Annotated in this window: 13 protein-coding genes; 4 read left to right on the plus strand and 9 right to left on the minus strand. The window is 62.5% G+C overall.

Features of this window, described 5'->3' with window-relative positions; all coding sequences use genetic code 11:
* Window positions 1-8: 8 nt before the first annotated feature.
* The 4 genes from recD to HSS18214_RS0117190 all read right to left on the minus strand — a co-directional run bounded on the left by recD (window position 9) and on the right by HSS18214_RS0117190 (window position 7,024).
* Window positions 9-2,375, minus strand: a complete 2,367-nt coding sequence (gene recD / locus HSS18214_RS0117175; protein ID WP_016916510.1) for an exodeoxyribonuclease V subunit alpha — start codon at window positions 2,373-2,375, stop codon at window positions 9-11.
* Window positions 2,372-6,070, minus strand: coding sequence for an exodeoxyribonuclease V subunit beta (recB, locus tag HSS18214_RS0117180; RefSeq protein WP_016916511.1), 3,699 nt, complete (start codon window positions 6,068-6,070; stop codon window positions 2,372-2,374). Before recB ends, recD begins: the two co-directional genes overlap by 4 nt.
* Before the next feature lie 112 nt (window positions 6,071-6,182).
* Window positions 6,183-6,719, minus strand: a complete 537-nt coding sequence (locus tag HSS18214_RS0117185; RefSeq protein WP_016916512.1) for a hypothetical protein — start codon at window positions 6,717-6,719, stop codon at window positions 6,183-6,185.
* Entirely contained in the window at window positions 6,716-7,024 is a 309-nt protein-coding gene (locus HSS18214_RS0117190) for a nucleotidyltransferase domain-containing protein (protein ID WP_016916513.1), read from the minus strand. The genes HSS18214_RS0117185 and HSS18214_RS0117190 overlap by 4 nt, the downstream gene beginning before the upstream one ends.
* A gap of 235 nt (window positions 7,025-7,259) precedes the next feature.
* Between HSS18214_RS0117190 and HSS18214_RS0117195 the strand changes: the two genes are divergently transcribed.
* On the plus strand, window positions 7,260-7,565 hold the full coding sequence (locus tag HSS18214_RS0117195) for an AAA family ATPase (RefSeq protein ID WP_026002017.1): 306 nt from the start codon (window positions 7,260-7,262) through the stop codon (window positions 7,563-7,565).
* On the opposite strand, the gene HSS18214_RS0117200 is transcribed toward HSS18214_RS0117195, so the two are convergent.
* Window positions 7,540-8,529, minus strand: coding sequence for an IS481 family transposase (locus HSS18214_RS0117200; protein ID WP_016916514.1), 990 nt, complete (start codon window positions 8,527-8,529; stop codon window positions 7,540-7,542). The two genes, HSS18214_RS0117195 and HSS18214_RS0117200, sit on opposite strands and share 26 nt — an antisense overlap.
* 70 nt (window positions 8,530-8,599) lie before the next feature.
* On the opposite strand from HSS18214_RS0117200, the gene HSS18214_RS18425 reads away from it, so the two are divergent.
* A complete protein-coding gene (locus tag HSS18214_RS18425; protein WP_202801292.1) occupies window positions 8,600-9,928 on the plus strand; it encodes a PD-(D/E)XK nuclease domain-containing ATP-binding protein in 1,329 nt (442 codons plus the stop codon).
* Between the two features lie 12 nt (window positions 9,929-9,940).
* On the opposite strand, the gene recC is transcribed toward HSS18214_RS18425, so the two are convergent.
* The 3 genes from recC to HSS18214_RS0117220 all read right to left on the minus strand — a co-directional run bounded on the left by recC (window position 9,941) and on the right by HSS18214_RS0117220 (window position 14,294).
* Complete coding sequence (gene recC / locus HSS18214_RS0117210) at window positions 9,941-13,495, minus strand: exodeoxyribonuclease V subunit gamma (RefSeq protein WP_016916515.1); 3,555 nt, start codon at window positions 13,493-13,495, stop codon at window positions 9,941-9,943.
* Between the two features lie 90 nt (window positions 13,496-13,585).
* Window positions 13,586-13,900, minus strand: a complete 315-nt coding sequence (locus HSS18214_RS0117215; RefSeq protein WP_016916516.1) for an addiction module antidote protein — start codon at window positions 13,898-13,900, stop codon at window positions 13,586-13,588.
* 4 nt (window positions 13,901-13,904) lie between these two features.
* The gene (locus HSS18214_RS0117220) at window positions 13,905-14,294 is read right to left on the minus strand and encodes a type II toxin-antitoxin system RelE/ParE family toxin (protein WP_016916517.1); all 390 of its coding nucleotides are present in this window, start codon (window positions 14,292-14,294) and stop codon (window positions 13,905-13,907) included.
* 75 nt (window positions 14,295-14,369) lie between these two features.
* Here HSS18214_RS0117220 and ilvD point away from each other — a divergent pair, with 75 nt between their 5' ends.
* Window positions 14,370-16,049, plus strand: a complete 1,680-nt coding sequence (ilvD, locus tag HSS18214_RS0117225) for a dihydroxy-acid dehydratase (RefSeq protein WP_016916518.1) — start codon at window positions 14,370-14,372, stop codon at window positions 16,047-16,049.
* Window positions 16,050-16,092: 43 nt separating this feature from the next.
* On the opposite strand, the gene HSS18214_RS0117230 is transcribed toward ilvD, so the two are convergent.
* The gene (locus HSS18214_RS0117230; RefSeq protein WP_016916519.1) at window positions 16,093-16,449 is read right to left on the minus strand and encodes a rhodanese-like domain-containing protein; all 357 of its coding nucleotides are present in this window, start codon (window positions 16,447-16,449) and stop codon (window positions 16,093-16,095) included.
* Between the two features lie 122 nt (window positions 16,450-16,571).
* On the opposite strand from HSS18214_RS0117230, the gene HSS18214_RS0117235 reads away from it, so the two are divergent.
* Window positions 16,572-17,116 (plus strand): chromate transporter (locus HSS18214_RS0117235; RefSeq protein WP_016916520.1); only part of this gene is annotated, 545 nt, incomplete at its 3' end.

Consider the following 17,116-nt stretch of genomic DNA (forward strand, 5'->3'; position numbering starts at 1 on the left):
GTTTATGTTTACCTAACCCCACTAACCCCACTAACCCTAACAACCTCCCTCACCACCGCCTCATTCAACACCCCGCGTTTGGCTTCCACCATCGTGAGCCATTCGCGGGCGCGGGTGATGCCGGTGTACACCAGCTCGCGGGTCAGAATCGGGTTCAGCGTGGGCGGCAACAGCAGGGCAGTGTGCAAGAACTCCGAGCCTTGGGATTTGTGCACCGTCATCGCAAACACGGTTTCCACTGCGTGCAGGCGAGAAGGCAGCACCCAGCGGATGGGTTTGTCGGTGCCGCTGTCGGCACTTGATGAAGGAAAGGCGACGCGCAACAAGCGTTGCTGTGGTTTGCGCGGGTCGGGTACGGCCAGGGTGATGCCGATATCGCCGTTCATCAGTTTCAGGCCGTAGTCGTTTTGGGTGACCAGTACCGGGCGGCCCTCAAACCAGCCTTTCTCCAGCGTGTAGTCGCTGCCGAACAGCAGCTTTTCGCGGCGCAGCGTGCTGGCGATGCGCTGGTTCAAGCCTTCAACCCCCCAAGGCCCTTTGCGCAGCGCGCACAGCAGTTGGAAGTGGCTGTAGGCGCTGAGTACTTCGCTGGCCCAGGCGTTGTAGACGGCGGGGCTCTCCTCGAAGGATTCCCCCCGTGGGCGCTGTGCTTGCAGCACCTTGAGGTAGTGGCGGTAGCCCGTGGGCGGGGCGATGGGCTGGCCCTGGTGGTCGGTGCGGCCTTCGCCGTTGCCTGCAAAGCCGCTGGGGCTGCCGTGAATTACCAGCTTATCCAGCGCGGCGTCGTCACTCATCACCAAATGGTGAATATCCGGGTAGCCGTGGCGCAGCACGGCGGTGACGGCCTGCTGCTTTTCCCGTTCGGTTTGGGCATGGCCCGGCTGGTTGATGGCCTTGGCGAGCTGGCCGATTCCGCTGTGTTCATTGAAGCGGTGGCTGACCCGCAGCATGGTAATGGCCTGGTCTAGCGGTTGGCCTGCGGGATCGATGAACTCTGCGGGCAACGGCTGGCCGGTGGCCTGGGCCAGCCATTCGGCGGTGGCCGGGGTGTAGTGGGCGGCTTCCGCGCGGCGGCACAGGTCGCCGAGTACCGAACCGGCCTCTACCGAGGCGAGCTGGTCTTTGTCCCCCAGCAGTATGCACTGGGCATGGGCGGGCAGGGCGCTGAGGGTGGCGGCCATCATTTCGATATCCACCATCGAGGCTTCGTCGATCACCAGTACGTCCAGGGCCAGCGGGTTGGCGGCGCTGTGGCGGAAGTGGCGGGTGTCGGGGCGTGCGCCGAGTAGTCTATGCAGAGTGGTGACTTCTGTGGGGATGGTGGCTGATAGTTGTTCTGTGGGTGAATCATCGCGAGCTGAAGCTCCCTCCCACAAGGCTTTCTCCTTTAGAGCACCTTCTGACAAAGCTTCATCCTGCATGGCTTTATCACCTCCAGCTTCTTCCCTCTTGGCTCCTTTCAGCAACATGGTGAGGTCGGTGAAGGGGAGTTTGGCGACTTGCCCGGCGATGGATTCGTTCAAGCGGGCGGCGGCTTTGCCGGTGGGGGCGGCCAGGCGGATGCGCAGCGGCTGGCTGGGGTGCTGGGCCAGTTGCAGGGTTTGCAGCAGGGCGAGCAGGCGCACCACGGTGGTGGTTTTGCCGGTGCCGGGGCCGCCGGTAATGATGCCGAAGCGGCTGCGGGCGGCCAGGGCGCAGGCGGTTTTTTGCCAGTCCAGGGCGTTGCTTGGCTTGAACAGAATGCTCAGGGCTTGGGGGAGTAACCCAGGGTGACTGGCGTCACCCATCGCCCAATGAATTGGCCTCCCACTTTGGCTTTCTGAGCCTGTGCCTTCCAGGCGGGCGGCGATGTGTTGGTGCAGGCTTTGCTCGTACTGCCAGTAGCGCCGCAGGTAGAGCCGGGTGCTGGGCGTGCCGCTGGCTGAGTGAGTGGTTACTACTACCAGCGGCGTGTTGCCGGGGCCTTCGCTGGTGAGCAGCGGGTGGTGCAGGGCGGCTTGCCATTCGCTGAGCGTGAGCGTGGCCAGCACGTCGCTGGGTAGCGGCGGCGGGTCGGTGAGGTCGTCGCCTTCGGGCGGTAGCGAAAGGGCGAAATCCGGCGCGTTGAGCGTGGCGTTGAGGTCCAGACACACGTGGCCCCGGCCTAGCTGGTGGCTGGCCAGCGCGGCGGCCAGTAGCAGCAGCGTGGGCGCATCCGGTGCTTCGCTGGCGAGAAAACGCACTAGGGCGCGGTCCAGGTCCCGCAGCCAGCCGCGTGCTACCCAGCGTTCGCATAGGGCCAGCAGTTCCGGGGTGCTGCTGAGTGCAGGGTGAGCGCTGGCGGTGGGCGCATCGCCGAACATGTCGAAGGTGTGGGTGTCGTGCTGGCGGCTCATGCCGTGGCCTCCTGCTGGGTGGCGTGGGGCTCGCCTGCAAACAGGCTGTCCAGGGCTTCGATGAGTTCAACCGGGGCGGGTTCGCCCACTACGCCACGCCCAGGGCTGCGGCTGCCGCGCAGGAATACCGTCATCGAACCGCCCAAGTGCTGGTGCGGGTCGTAATCCGGCAGGCGCGCTTTGAGCAGCCGGTGCATGGCGAGCAGGTAGAGCGCAGCCTGCAGGTCGTAGCGTTTGGCGAGCAGCGCGTGGCGCAGGGCCTCGGGTTCGTAGGCGCTGTCGTTGGGGCCCAGGTAGTTCGATTTCCAGTCCAGCACGTAGAAGCGCCCCTGGTGCTCGAAGGCCAGGTCGATGAAGCCTTTCAGCATGCCGTTGAGGGTGTCGGCATCCAGCGCGGGGCGCTCGATGCCTGGCAGTAAGTGCTTGCTCACCAGCGCGTCGATGGCCTGGGTGTTCACCCGCTTGGCGGCAAACCAGAACTCCAGCTCTACCTGGTAGCTTTCCAGCTCATTCAGCGCCACGCTTTTCGGGGTGGGCGCGGCCAGCGGTAGCGGCGTGGTGAGCAGGGCGCTTAGCCAGCCCGCCAGCGGCTCTTGCCATGCTTGCCAGCCGCGTAGCTGCACCCGCCGCCACAGCATGTCGTTGAGCGCGTCTCTATCCTTTGCGGCAGCATCGAAACCTTGCTTGCCCGCCCACTCCAGCAGCCCGTGTAGAAAGGTGCCGGGGCCGGGGCCACGGGGGAATTTGTGCAGGTGATACGCTTCCGGTTGGGATCGTTCTTGAGATAGTTCTTGAGATAGTTCTTGAGGTTCATCCAGCACTTCGAAGGCGGTGGCTTCCTGGGCGGTGGTGGGCTCCAGCGGTGGCAGCACCGGGGCGGTGAGCGTGCCGGAAAGCCGCAGCGCGGAGTAGCTGGCAATCCACCAGTGCTCTTTGGCCGGGCGCGTGGGCGTGCGGGCGTGGCCCAGGGCGCTGCTTTCCGCCACGGACGTCACGCGATCAGCGGTGGGCTCGGGCGGCGTGCCGAGGTGGATGTCGCTGCCTTCCACCAGGGCATCGAGCGCCTTGGGGAGTGCATCGGGGGAAAGGGTGCTGCCACCGGTCAACAGATAGCCCAGCGCGCTGTTTTCCAAGCCTTTCAGCGGGGCCAGCCCCAGCCAGGTGGCGTGGCGGGCGCGGGTGAGCGCCACGTAGAGTTTGCGCAGGTCTTCCCCCAGCCGTTCGCGGTCGGCGGTGGCGAGTATCGTGTCATCGGCATCCAGGCTGAGCTGCAGGTTGCCCTCGCTGTCGTGCCAGCGCAGCGGTACGTCTTCGGCTTTCACCGGGCGGTGGTTGGCGATGAAGGGCAGGAACACCAGCGGGTACTCCAACCCTTTGGATTTGTGGATGGTGACCACCTTGACCAGATCCGCGTCGCTCTCCAGGCGCAGCTTGTGGCTGTCGCCGTGGCTTTCCGGGTCGGCAATGGCATCAAACAGAAAGCGAATCAGCGCGTGTTCGCCGTCCAGCTCGGCGCTGGCCTGTTGCAGCAGTTCGCCCAGGTGCAGCAGGTCGGTGAGCAAGCGCTCACCCTCTTCGAACTCTGCCAGCAGGCGGGCGGGAATCTCGAAATCCACCATGATGCGGCGCACCAGCGGCAGCACGCCCTGGCGCTGCCACAGGCGGTGGTAGTGGCTGAACTGCTCGACCCGCGCTTCCCAGGCCAGCTCGTTCTGCTGCAGGTGGTCCAGCTCGGCAAGGCTGAGCCCCAGCACTGGGGTGGCCAGCGCGGCGCGCAGGTGCGCTTCGGCCTGGCGGGAGCTGGCCAGCGGCTCGGCGCAGGCGCGCAGCCAGCGCTCTACCTGGGCGGCCATGGGCGAGCTGAACACCTTGTCGTGGTCCGAAAGGTACACGCTCTTCACCCCTCGGTTGGCCAGCGCCTGACGAATGGCGCGGGCTTCCTGCAGGCCGTTCACCAGCACCGCCATATCGGAAGGCTTGAGCGGGGTGAGGGCGTCGTCGGTTTGAAAGCCGCTCTTGCCGTGTTGGCCAGCGTTGAGCAGTTCCGCCATGTACGAGGCGCAGCGTTCGGCCATCTCGGTCTGGTAGGCGGTTTTGGAGAGCGGCTCGTCGGCGGCGAGCGGCCAGAGCGTCATGGCGGGCAGCGGTTGGCCCTGGTGAACCAGCCATTCGTGGCGGCCTTTGGCGTCTACCGGCAGAAACGGCAGCGGGTTGTCGCCGCCTTCTTCGCGGAACAGGAAGGCCCCTGCCGGGTGTTCATCGGCATAGCGGAAGCAGTGGTTCACTGCCGCTACCATGGCGCGGCTGGAGCGGAAGTTGGTGCCCAGCGTTACGTGGCGGCCTGCGGTGTCTTCGCGGGCTTTCAGGTAGGTGAAGATATCCGCGCCGCGAAAGGCGTAAATGGCCTGCTTGGGGTCACCGATCAGCAGCATGGCGGCGTCGCGGCGGGGTCTGGCGACTTCATACACCGCGTTGAAGATGCGGTACTGGATGGGGTCGGTGTCCTGGAATTCGTCGATCAGCGCCACGGGGAACTGGCGCAGTATCTGCGCGGCCAGCGCCTCCTTGTTGGGGCCTTGCAGGGCGCGGTCCAGGTGGGTGAGCAGGTCGTTGGGGCCCATTTCGGCGCGGCGCTCCTGCTCCCGCTCCAGGCGTACTTTGCACCACTGCACGGCGTGAATCAGCAGGTCGTTGCGTGGCTCGGGCAGCGTGTTGAGCGCGGCGGGCAGCTCGGCCAGCGCTTGCCAGGCCTTCGGGCAGGGTGGCGCGCCCTCTTTCCATATTTCCGCCATGCCGCCCGGGGTCAGGCGTTTCCAAGCGGCGGGGGTGAGCGCGGGGCGCTCTAGGTCGCTGTCGCTCCACTCCCGCAGTGCGCCTAGCCAGTTGGCGCGGCTTTTGGCGTTGAAGCTTTGGCCTTTGAAGGCTTTGCGCTGGGCGGCGTCTTCCAGCGCGGGCACCAGGTCGTCCAACCATTCGGGCCAGGGGGCTTTCAGGGTGCTGAGCAGGGCGCTGCGTTCGGCGGCGGCGGTGCTCAGCGTGTGGGTTGGCTCGGGGCGTAGCGCGCCCAGTGCGTCGCTTTCGTGGAGCAGCTTGCGTACGTCCTGGTGCAGGTGGTCGGGGGATTTCCAGTAGCCGGTGATGCTGCCCAGCGCCTCGGCGTCCAGCGGGTAGTAGAAGGTGCGCCAGTAATCGCGCACCACTTCTTGCTCCAGTTCGTGCTGGTCGTTTTCCAGGTTGAGCGAGAACAGACTGCCGCTATCGAAAGCGTGTTCCCGCAGCATGCGGTAGCACCAGCTGTGGATGGTGGAAACCGCGGCTTCGTCCATCCACTCGGCGGCCAGCTCCAGGCGGCGAGCGCAGGCGGGCCAGGTGGCCTCGGGGTACTGGCTGCGCAGCGCCAGAAGAAGAGAGTCTTCACCCTGATCACGAAATACGGCCGCCGCCTCCACCAGCCGATGGCGAATGCGTTCGCGCAGCTCCTGGGTGGCGGCGTTGGTGAACGTGACCACCAGAATTTCCGGCGGGGTGAGCGGGCGCACGAAGGCGGTGTCGTCCTCGCCGTGCTGCCCGCCCAGCACCAGGCGCACGTAAAGCAGCGCGATGGTGAAGGTTTTCCCCGTGCCCGCGCTGGCTTCGATCAAACGGCTGCCGTGAAGCGGCAGCGTCAGCGGGTTCAGCGGGGCGGGCTGGCTCATTCTTCTTCTCCGAACATCACGGCAGGCGGAAAGCAAAGCGCCTTGGGTGGGTGACCCAAGGCACCGGCACTATATCGCGTCGCCGGGTGCTGGGCAAAAGAGCAAAGCAGCGTTAGAGGCTGGTTTGAAAGACGCTATCGAACTCGCTGGAGAAGTCTTGGGTGGCTGGAAAAATCCCTAATTGTTCAGCGCTCCATGTCACGAGTCTTTTTGACGTCATGAGAAGAACGTCAGAAAGTTCGTTCAACAGGTTAAAGTGCTCTGCTATTTGTGCGTAGTGCGTCGAGTAATCATGAGCGGCAATATTGCGAATGGCACGACAACGCTGCCAGTCGCTGGTGGCGTCCACGACGCCTTGTTTTTCAAACAGCGAAAGGACTTTGAGAAAGCTGTCAGTCGATTCACCTGCCAACAGAGCGCTGTGCCTCATGGCAGACGCAATGGAGTCCTGGAGTTTGGCAAAGCGCTCATTGATAGCGGCCAGGGTTTCAAAAAGGTCGACGTCTTTTTTATGGTCGGCTAACCAATCACCGTCCAAAGGCCATGTGACTTTTTTGCGTGACTGGTGAAGAAACCAAGCGCAACGCTGGATGGCTTCAAGCAGCTGCGACAGATAACGTTGCTGTTCGCTAAGGACATCCTGGCTCATGCCGCCTCCTCGAGCGTTATTGGGCGTGACTGTGCGAGCGCCATGGCTTGAAACGGGGTGGGTTCCGCTGTTTTAACGTAGGTCACGAGATCGAACGGTAGCTGGAGGCGCTGTTCAAGCGCCATTTTGAGTTCAGCGCAGGCAAGTAGCGAAATAGCGGTGGGTGAGATAAGCAGTAAATCGACATCGCCGCCTCGCTTACCATCGTCTAGTCGCGAGCCGAATACATGCACGGCCACCGAAGGCCCAGCAAACTCACGGACGGCTGCCAGAATAAGCTCACGCTGTGATTGAGAAAGACGCATGGGGTCTGCTCCTCGCTGAACGCTAATGTTTTAAAGGTTAGCACTCTATTCCCGATGGCGGATAGTCGCTCACCTGCCCGCAAGTTAGGGCAAAAGAGGGCAGGGTGTGAGGTATCGCTGCCAACTGCTCCGGTGCGCTTACCCCTGACATCGTGGCGCGCATTCGCGCCTGCTGCTTGAATCAGCCGCATGCTAAACTGCTCGTGGTATCGCACTTTGTGTTCTGGAGGCCGCCGTGCAGGATGCCCATCGCCGTAAGCTCCCCATCGGGATTCAGACGTTCTCGGATATCCGCGAGGGCGACTATTATTACGTGGATAAAACGCCGCATATCGAGCGCCTGGTCAACCAGAACAAATACTACTTTCTCTCGCGGCCGCGCCGCTTCGGCAAAAGCCTGTTGCTGGATACGCTGCGCTGCCTGTTCGAGGGCCGCCAGGCGCTGTTCGAGGGGCTCCATATTCACGACAGGTGGGACTGGCAACAGCGTTACCCGGTCATTCGTATCAGCTTTGCTAATTGTCGGGTCCCGTGTGATTGACCACCCGTTTGGTAAATAACTCAGGCCGCTTGGCCTGCCATTCCTTCATCGCCGTGATCGGCGATTGATGATGCAGCGCTTTCTGCGGTATGTGGTGATTGTACAGCCAGCAGTATCGCTTAAGCGTCTGCTCGAGGTCTTCGCCTGAGGTATAGCGCCGGGTCGCTAGCACGTCGCTGATACGGCCGTTGAAGCGCTCCACCATTCCATTCGTTTGCGGCCTTCCCGGCTTGATCAGGCGGTGCTCAATCCCGTGGGCCAGGCACTCCTGATCGAAGGGATGGCGCCCGCTGGGCTTGCGCTCACCTGCCCGCGTGAAGCGATCCGTAAACGACTTGCCGTTGTCGGTCAGCACCGTCTGAATCTTGAAGGGCACCTTTTTCTCCACCTGATTCATAAACGCCCGAGCATCCTTCGCGGACTGGCTGCCTCGGACCTCCAGGTAGACCCAGCGTGTCGCACGGTCGATGGCAACGTACAAGTAGCGCTTCTGCTCCTCGTCGGGCATTTGAGGCAGGTGCTTAATGTCGATATGCACGTAGCCCGGCTCATAGTCCTTGAAGGGCTTGTGCCGGGGCTTCTCGTCGCCACCGGCATCTTGCCGCGCCAGTTCCGCCAACGTCGGCACCTCACGCCGCTTGAGCATGCGATGCAAGGCAGAGCGCGACAAGCCTTGGCTCAGGAACTCACGCGCCACAACGAGGAGGTCATCCAAGCCGAGGCGCAGGAACTCACGAGCCGTGATCAGCACCTCCTCCTGCTCAGCTGTGAGCGTGGCCAGGAGGTTGTGACGGGTATGCGGTCGGTCATGGACATCGTCGCGGTAACGCCATCGCCGGATGGTCGCAGTAGCGACACCATACTGCCGGGCCAGTTCGCTATCCGTGATGCTGGAAGGCGCTGCCTGGATCTCGGCACGGATCTTCGGTGTCGTCGTCGCTTGTTTATGCAGCTTGATGTTCATGAACCTGTTCCCGGATGAATTGCTGAAGAAGCTCCCTGGCGGCTAGCAGAGGATAACTCTTATAGGCGATTTGATCATCCGGGACCCTACAGCTAATGGTGTTACTCAAGACCGTGGTGAGCTGGATCGTCGGATCCATTATCAGCTCGCTAAAAATAGCGAAAGATTAGGCCTCCCAGCGATAAGCTATGCAGACATTCCAGACGCCTTTGCTGAGCTTATCGATGTAGCTCACCGCGAATACGGCCAACCCGTGGTGATTCTGATCGATGAATACGATAAGCCGATTCTGGATAACATTCTGCAACCTGAGCGCGCTCGGGAGCTGCGCGAAGGGCTGAAGAACCTCTACAGCGTGCTGAAAGATGCCGACCCTCATTTGCACTTCGTGCTGCTCACCGGGGTTTCCAAGTTCAGTAAGGTGAGCTTGTTTTCGGGGTTGAACAACCTCAATGACATCACTCTGGACGCCCCTTTCAGCACGCTTTGCGGCTATACCGACGAAGACATCGATACGGTGTTCGCACCGGAATTACCCGGCTTGGATCGTGAGGCCATTCGTCAGTGGTACAACGGCTACCGCTGGGGTGGGCGTGAGGTGGTGTCTGTCTACAACCCGTTTGATGTGCTGCTGCTGTTTCAAAAGCGCGAGTTCGCGCCGTATTGGTTCGAGTCTGCCACGCCGACGTTTCTGGTCGATATTCTCAAACAGCGGGGGGTATTTACGCCTTCATTGGATCGCTGGGAAACCGAGTATGAACTGCTCAGCCAGTTCGATGTGGATCAGATCAGCACCGAAGGCCTGCTGTTTCAAACCGGCTACCTGACTATCCAGCAGGTAGAGGAGCCGCTGCTGGGATACCGCCAGTACACGCTTGGCTTCCCTAACCGTGAGGTGGAAACCAGCCTCAACCACGCCTTGCTGCCGTCGCTGGGGGTTGAAAACGCCCCGCGTGAACGCAGGACGTTGTTCCGCCATTTAAGCCAGCATGACCTGGTTGGGCTGGAAGCGCACCTAAAGGCACTCTATGCCGGGCTGCCCCATGACTGGTACCGCAACAACCCGATTGCTCGCTACGAAGGACATACTGTCTCGAAGGTCTATGCCAGCATCTTCTACAGCCACTTCGCGGCCCTGGGGCTGGATGTAACGGTGGAAGATGCCAGCCACCACGGCAAGGTGGATATGAGCGTGAACTTTGGCGGGCGTATCTACCTGTTCGAGTTCAAAGTGGTGGAGCAGCTGCCGGAAGGTCAGGCGCTGGCGCAAATCAAGCAGAAGGGGTACGCCGACAAGTACCGTGCCTCTGGCAAGCCCATACACCTGATCGGCGTCGAGTTCTCCAGCGCCAAACGCCAGATTGTGGCGTTCGATGTGGAAACGCTCGACGCGGTGTAACCCCTTGCTGGTTTACCCTTTGACGGCCTGATGAAGCGGCGCGTAGAGCGCATCCACCAATGTGGCAAAAGTGTGCCCGTTGGCCTGCTCGAAAAACAGCCGCTCGAAGCGGGGCCACTGGTGGCTTAAATACGCGCTTTGCGCGGCTTCGCCGGTGACCTTGTAACCTCCTTCATAGGCGGCTTCGGCGGCAGCAAAGGCGTCGCTGTCTCGGCTTTTCTCCTGCGCTATTTCCGGCGTGCCTTGCTTGGCCAGCCAGGCAAAACCGGCCTGTGGGGCCAGCGGCAGCGGGGTTTGCAGGCCCGCTTGCCAGGCGGCGAGCTGGGCTTCCAGGTGCTGGCGGGCGGTGTCGGCGGCTACGGGTTCCAGCGTTACATGCCCGGCTTTGGAAAGTAGCAGGGTGGTCATCGGGCCGCTGAGGTTGCCTGCCAGGTGGGCGACCCAGGGGCGCAGCAGGTGGCTCCAGCGGTACTGGCCGCGCCCGCTGCCCTGGCTAATCAGGCTGCTGCTGAGCAGCAGCAGGCGGCAGCGCTGGCCTGCCTCATCCTGGCGCAGCTCGCCCAGGGGTTCTTCCAGCGTGAGGCCGTGGGCCTCGAACTGCACCTGTGCGTCTGGTAGCGCGTGCGGCCACGCCGTGAGCGCTTCTTCGTAGGCGTTGAACAACTCTTCCATGGGGTCGGCGAGGGCATCGCGCATGCGCTCGCCGAAGGCACCCATGGCCAGTACCCCTTGGCCTTGAAAGCGCTCCAACGCGTCGTGCAGCGCCTCGATACGCGACTGGCCGTGGTCCACCGCGTGGCGCTGGGCGGCAATCAGCTGGTCCTGAAGCTGCCAGTTTTGCAGGCCATCCAGCGCGAAGGGCTCGGCGTCCAGCTCGGCGATTGCCTCTTGCTCGAAATAGACCCCCAGCCGGGTATTGAAGAAGCTGCGCACCGGCTCGCGCAGAAAACCGCCCAACTGCGCCAGCGAGAGGCTGGTTGGGGCGTTTTCCGGCGCGGGTAGCATGCGCTCCACCGCGTGCGGCGTGCGGGGGGCGTGCACTTCCCGCCATTCGTGGGCGTAGGTGAACAGGCGGCCCGCCGGGTGGTTGAAGTAAGCGCGGCTGAACGGCTGCAGCGGGTGTTCGGTGGTGAGGCTTTCCAGCAGCGGCGCGCCGGTGTGCGTTTGCCAGCCAGCCTCCAAATGATCGCGCAACTGGCCCACCAGTACCGAGGGGGGCAGCGGGGAGTTGTCGATCTGGCTGCGGCCCATCCAGCTGATGTAGAGCTGGTCCCGGGCGGAGAGCAGCGCTTCGAGAAACAGGTAGCGGTCGTCTTCCCGGCGGGAGCGGTCGCCGGGACGGTAGTCGCTGCCCATCAGGTCGAAATCCAGCGGTGGCTGGGAGCGGGGGTAGTCGCCGTCGTTCATGCCCAGCAGGCACACCCGTTTGAAGGGGATGGCACGCATGGGCATCAGGGTGGCGAAGTTGACCGCCCCGGCCAAAAAGCGCTGGGAAAGGCTGTGTTCATCGATGTGTGCCAGCCAGTGTTCGCGCACCATGGAGAGCGGCAGCGGGTCGTTGAGTTCCGCCTCCTGGCTGCTTTCCAGCATCTGCTGCAAGCCGTTTTCCAGCTTGGTGAGCATGATGCTTTCCTGGGCATCGTCGGTGAGGAAGAAGGTTTCCAGCAGTGCCCGCAGCCGCGCGACCCAGGTGGCGGCATCGGTGGGTTGGCAGAAGGTTTCCCAGGTGGCGTCGAGCTTCTCCAGCAGCGTGGCCAACGGCCCTGCCAGGCCCGCTTCCAAGCCGCCAATATCATCGAACGGCTCGATGCCTTGCCAGGCGTGCCCGTCGCCCACGGTGTAGCCCAGCAGCAGGCGGCGCAGGCCGAAGGCCCAGGTGTTCTGGCTCAGCCCGCCGGGCAGCTCCAGCCGCTGGCGCTGCTGGGCGTTCAGCCCCCAGCGGATGCCCGCGCCTTCCATCCAGCGCTCCAGCACCGGCAGGTCGCGCTCTTCCAGGCCAAAGCGCTGGCGCAGGGCGGGCACTTCCAGCAGGTCGAGCACATCGCTGACCGTCAGGCGCAGCTCTGGCAGGCGCAGCAGTTTTTCCAGCGCGATCATCAGCGGCAGGCGGTGGCGGCTGGCCTGGTCCGAGAGCGTGTAGGGAATATGCCGCGGGTCGTCCGTGGGCAGCTGGCCAAATACCGCTTCGATGTGCGGGGCGTAGCGGTCGATGTCCGGCACCATGACGATGATATCGCGCGGGCGCAGGGCGGAGTCGGCGCTGAAGGCGGCCAGCAGCTGGTCGTGGAGAATCTCCACTTCCCGCTGGGGGCCGTGGGCAATATGAAACACGATGGAGTCATCGGTGGCGGGCAGCGCTGGCCACTGGCCTTGGGTTTCTGCCACCGGGCGCAGCTCGCGGATATCGTCTTGCAGCTGGCTGAGCAGGCAGTGGCGCTCCTCGCCGCTGAACGGCTCGAACATATCGATGCGCAGCGCCTGCTGCTCGAAAAGCGTTTGGTAGTTGCCCGCGTCGTCGTGCTCATCGAGTAGCCGCAGGTAGTCGCGGCCCTGCTTGCCCCAGGCGGCCAGCAGCGGCTGGGCGTGCAAGTGCAGGGCGTCATCGGCATCGCCGGTGCCCAGTACGTCCTGCGTGTCGGGCATGCCGCTCTTGCGCCGCTGGCGATAGCGCTGGGCGCGCAGCAGGTCTTTGTGTTCGATGATGTCCGCCCAGTAGAACTGGCAGGGGTTGTGCACGCACAGCACGATCTGGCAGCAGCGGGAGAGCGCCGCCAGCGCTTCCAGGGTTTGCTGAGGCAGCGACGAAATACCGAAGATGATCAGCCGCCGGGGCAGCCGCGGCGGGCAGGCCTGGCCTTCCAGCTGTTCGGTGGCTTTCAAAAAGCGCTGGTGTACCTGGGCGCGGCTGCTGTTCAGCCCGGCATCACCTTGGGTGGCGGCCACATCGTCACGCAGGATGCGCCACAGCGCAGGCTGCCAGCGCTGGTGCTCTTCCAGCGGGCGGTGTTCGCCTCGGGCGGTAATCAGCACATCGTGGCCGTTGGCCCAGGCGTCCAGCCAGTCGGCGCGGTACACCTGGTACTGGTCGAAGAGGTCCGCCAGCCGCTCGGCCAGCTGGTAATGCTTGCGCTGGTCGCGGTCGGTTTCCAGAAACTGCGCCAGTGGTTCGAACACCGGCTGCCCGGCCAGGGTAGGCAGCAGACGCAGCAGCCGCCACACCAGGCGCGATTTATCGAACGGCGAGGTTTCCGGCACGGCGTCGGCATCGTGGGAAACGTGGGTGAGCACCCGGCGGTAGGCCTGCCATAAAAACCGCGCGGGCAGCATCACGTCCAGCGCTGCTGCAATGCCCGCGCCGCCGTTGCCGGGGTCTTCCGCCAAGGCAAGCTTCAGCCACTGCCCAATGCCGTTGCTCTGGACCAGAATGGTTTCGTTCTCCAGCGGCCCCAGCGGGTGCAGGCGCATCCACTCCACCGCCAGCCCCCGCAAGTCCTCCAGGCGATTGGCGTGCACCACCATGAACCCAGGGGTGAGCGAAGTGGGAGAGAGCAGGGCATTGGCAGGCATACGGCGGCGTTCCTTCACGGCAATCGGCGTCACGGGGGTGCGGTCACGCTATGGTGCCATAAGATGAAGGAAGACAGTGTGTGGGATGTATTAGTTGTGCGTGTCTGGTTGTGATAGCGGCCTTATCGACAGTCGCATGCCTAAAGAATTAGCGATTTTGCTGATGGTCGAGAAGGCCGGATTGCCTTCACCTGAAAGAGCCTTATAGAGTCCTTCGCGGCTCATACCAACATCTTTGGCGAGCTGACTCATGTTGCGTGCACGGGCGATATCGCCGAGTGCGGCAGCCAGCAGGGCGGGATCATTTTCTTCCATGACGGCATCTAGATAAGCGGCAATATCTTCTTCGGTCTGAAGATAGTCAGCAGTATCGTAATGACTGAAAGTGACAGTAGGAACGGTCATGAGGTTACTCCTTCCATTGGGCGGCGATGGCTTTGGCTTGCTCGATATCGTGGGATTGGCTGGCTTTATCACCACCGCACAGTAGCACCACGATCACTGGCCCTTTGTTCATAAAATAGACGCGATAGCCTGGGCCATAGGGAATGCGTAGTTCGGAAACACCTTTGCCGACCGGTTTTACATCGCCCGGGTTACCTAGGCTCAAACGGCGGACGCGGGCTTCAATTTTGGCGCGGGCACGCATATCGCGAAGTTCGCGCAGCCACCCATCGAACACATCGGTTTTGATTAACTCGATCATCTGATAACTGTAGTTGGCAGTACGCTGAGTGTCAACTGTAGTTAACACTCTGTGAAAAATAAAGCGCGATGCCAGTGACGGCGTTAGCGCCATCAGTTAAGTACCTTGCGGGATATGCGATATATCGCCAAGCTGTTCCCTCTGCCATGCAATGAAGAGGAGTCCGTGATGACCGAGCCGACCTACCCTGATACCCGCCGCCACTCTGCCAGGGTGGTGGATGGCCCCGGTAAAGCGGCGAGCCGTGCCATGCTGCGCGCCGTGGGCTTCAACGATGACGATTTTCAAAAGCCACAGGTGGGGGTTGCCTCGACCTGGAGCATGGTGACGCCATGCAATAGCCATATTGGCGAGCTGGCAGAGTTGGCCCGCGATGGGGCTGACGCAGCGGGTGGTAAAGGTGTGATTTTCAATACCATCACCATTTCGGATGGTATTGCCAACGGCACCGAAGGCATGAAGTACTCGCTGGTGTCGCGGGAAGTGATCGCTGACTCCATTGAAACCGTGGCGGGCTGTGAAGGGTTCGATGGTCTGGTGGCCATTGGTGGCTGCGACAAGAACATGCCGGGCTGCGTGATGGGCTTGGCGCGGCTGAATCGCCCCAGCGTGTTCGTTTACGGTGGCACCATCATGCCTGGCAAGGGACACACCGATATCGTCTCGGTGTTCGAGGCCATGGGAGCCCATTCACGGGGCGACATCGACCTGATCGAGTTGAAAAACATCGAAGAGACCGCGATTCCCGGTCCCGGTTCCTGTGGGGGGATGTATACCGCCAATACCATGGCTTCGGCCATCGAGGCGCTGGGCATGAGCCTGCCGGGCAGCTCGGCGCAGAACGCGATTTCCCAAGCGAAGCGTGATGACTGTAAAGCTGCTGGTGAGGCCGTGCTGGCGCTGCTGGCCCAGGACATCAAACCTTCCGACATCATGACCCGGGAGGCGTTCGAGAACGCTGTCACCGTGGTCATCGCGCTGGGCGGTTCCACCAACGCGGTCCTGCACTTGATTGGCATGGCACGCACCATCGGTGTCGAATTAACCCTTGCCGACTTCACCGAGATCGGTAAACGAGTGCCGGTACTGGCCGACCTGCGCCCAAGTGGCCACTACATGATGAGTGAGCTGGTGGCGATTGGCGGTATTCAGCCGCTAATGAAAATCCTGCTGGATGCCAGGCTGCTCAATGGCCGCTGCTTGACCGTGACCGGCAAGACCCTGGCAGAAAACCTCGCTGACGTGGAGCCCTACCCGATGGATCAGCGGATCATCGCGCCGTTGGGCAACCCGATAAAAGCTGAAAGCCACCTGCGTATCCTGTTTGGCAACCTGGCGCCGGAAGGGGCGGTGGCGAAAATCACCGGCAAAGAGGGCACTCGTTTTAGTGGTTCGGCGCGGGTGTTTGGCTCGGAAGAGGAAGCGCAGGCGCGCATCAACGATGGCTCCGTGGTGGCGGGTGATGTGGTGGTGATTCGCTACGAAGGCCCGAAAGGCGGCCCCGGCATGCGTGAAATGCTGACGCCTACTTCGGCGATTATGGGGCGTGGTCTGGGCAATGACGTAGCGCTGATTACCGATGGCCGCTTCTCGGGCGGCAGCCACGGGTTCGTGGTGGGGCATGTATCCCCGGAAGCTTTCGACGGTGGCCCGCTGGCGCTGGTTGAGGATGGTGATCCCATCACCATCGATGCGGAAGCCGATACCATCGATGTTCATATCAGTGACGAAGAGATGGCACGCCGCCGCGCGGCTTGGCAGCAACCAGCACCGCGCTACGGTAAGGGGGTGCTAGCGAAGTATACCAGGCTGGTCAGCTCGGCTAGTACCGGTGCAGTGACTGATTAAACGTCATCTGATTTGAATAGCAGCGACCTGAAGACCCGGCGGCTTACGACGTTTTATCCTCTTTAAACGCCTTCAAGCCGCCTTCGATATTCACGACTTGGGTATAGCCCAGTTGCTGCAGGGTGTCGGCGGCCAGGGCGCCGCGATTGCCGCCTGCGCAGTGGCACACAATGGGCGTGTCTTTATCGGGAATCGCTTCCTGGATGCGCATTTCCAGCGTGCCCCGGCTGATGTTGAGGGCGTTTTCGATATGCCCCTGCTCGTACTCTTCCTTGTCTCGCACGTCCAGCACCACGTGGCCCTGGGCGATGCGCTGCTTGGCATCGCTGGGCGATACCTGGGTGGTGCGCTGTTTGGCGGCTTCTGCAAGGCGTAGAAACTCTTCTGAATGATGGGCCATGGGGGCTCCTGGTAGGTGGCGTTGGAAAGATTCTCAACGTTGCTCAACCGTCATGGGCATGTCAATAAAATCGTGTATGGTTATCGGCTGCCTGTTGTTCAACGTTGCAAGGAGCCGAGCTTATGTCGGAACCCCGTCCTTCCTCTGATACTGCCGTATCGCCTGCTCGCATTCGAGAGGTGTTCTGGGCCTTTTTGGCGCTGGGGCTTACCTCGTTTGGCGGGCCGGTGGCACACTTGGGCTATTTTCGTACGGAGTTCGTGGCCCGCCGCCAGTGGCTCAGCGAGAAAGCCTATGCGGATTTGGTGGCGTTGTGCCAGTTCTTGCCCGGCCCGGCCAGCAGCCAGGTGGGGTTTGCCCTGGGCCTGCTGCGGGCTGGCCCCTGGGGGGCGGCCATGGCCTGGCTGGCCTTTACGCTGCCTTCCGCGCTGGTGCTGGCGCTGTTCGCCATGGGGGCGGCGGTGCTGGATGGGCCGATGGCCAGCGGCATCATCCACGGCTTGAAAATCGTCGCGGTGGCCATCGTGGCCCATGCCGTATGGGGCATGGCGCGCAACCTTTGCCCGGATAAAACGCGGGCAGGCATTGCCCTGGCGGCGGTGTTTGCCGTGGCCATGGTCAGCGGCCCGCTAGGGCAGGTGAGTGCGATTGTGCTGGGGGGTATGGC

This window comes from Vreelandella stevensii S18214 (assembly GCF_000275725.1).
In the GTDB taxonomy this organism is placed as follows: domain Bacteria; phylum Pseudomonadota; class Gammaproteobacteria; order Pseudomonadales; family Halomonadaceae; genus Vreelandella; species Vreelandella stevensii.

Bases quoted from the DNA above. Each gene is read 5' to 3' on its own strand.
- recD (WP_016916510.1), bottom strand. From the start codon at position 2,375: ATGAGCCGCCAGCACGACACCCACACCTTCGACATGTTCGGCGATGCG.
- recB (WP_016916511.1), bottom strand. From the start codon at position 6,070: ATGAGCCAGCCCGCCCCGCTGAACCCGCTGACGCTGCCGCTTCACGGC.
- HSS18214_RS0117185 (WP_016916512.1), bottom strand. From the start codon at position 6,719: ATGAGCCAGGATGTCCTTAGCGAACAGCAACGTTATCTGTCGCAGCTG.
- HSS18214_RS0117190 (WP_016916513.1), bottom strand. From the start codon at position 7,024: ATGCGTCTTTCTCAATCACAGCGTGAGCTTATTCTGGCAGCCGTCCGT.
- HSS18214_RS0117200 (WP_016916514.1), bottom strand. From the start codon at position 8,529: ATGAACATCAAGCTGCATAAACAAGCGACGACGACACCGAAGATCCGT.
- recC (WP_016916515.1), bottom strand. From the start codon at position 13,495: ATGCCTGCCAATGCCCTGCTCTCTCCCACTTCGCTCACCCCTGGGTTC.
- HSS18214_RS0117215 (WP_016916516.1), bottom strand. From the start codon at position 13,900: ATGACCGTTCCTACTGTCACTTTCAGTCATTACGATACTGCTGACTAT.
- HSS18214_RS0117220 (WP_016916517.1), bottom strand. From the start codon at position 14,294: ATGGCGCTAACGCCGTCACTGGCATCGCGCTTTATTTTTCACAGAGTG.
- ilvD (WP_016916518.1), top strand. From the start codon at position 14,370: ATGACCGAGCCGACCTACCCTGATACCCGCCGCCACTCTGCCAGGGTG.
- HSS18214_RS0117230 (WP_016916519.1), bottom strand. From the start codon at position 16,449: ATGGCCCATCATTCAGAAGAGTTTCTACGCCTTGCAGAAGCCGCCAAA.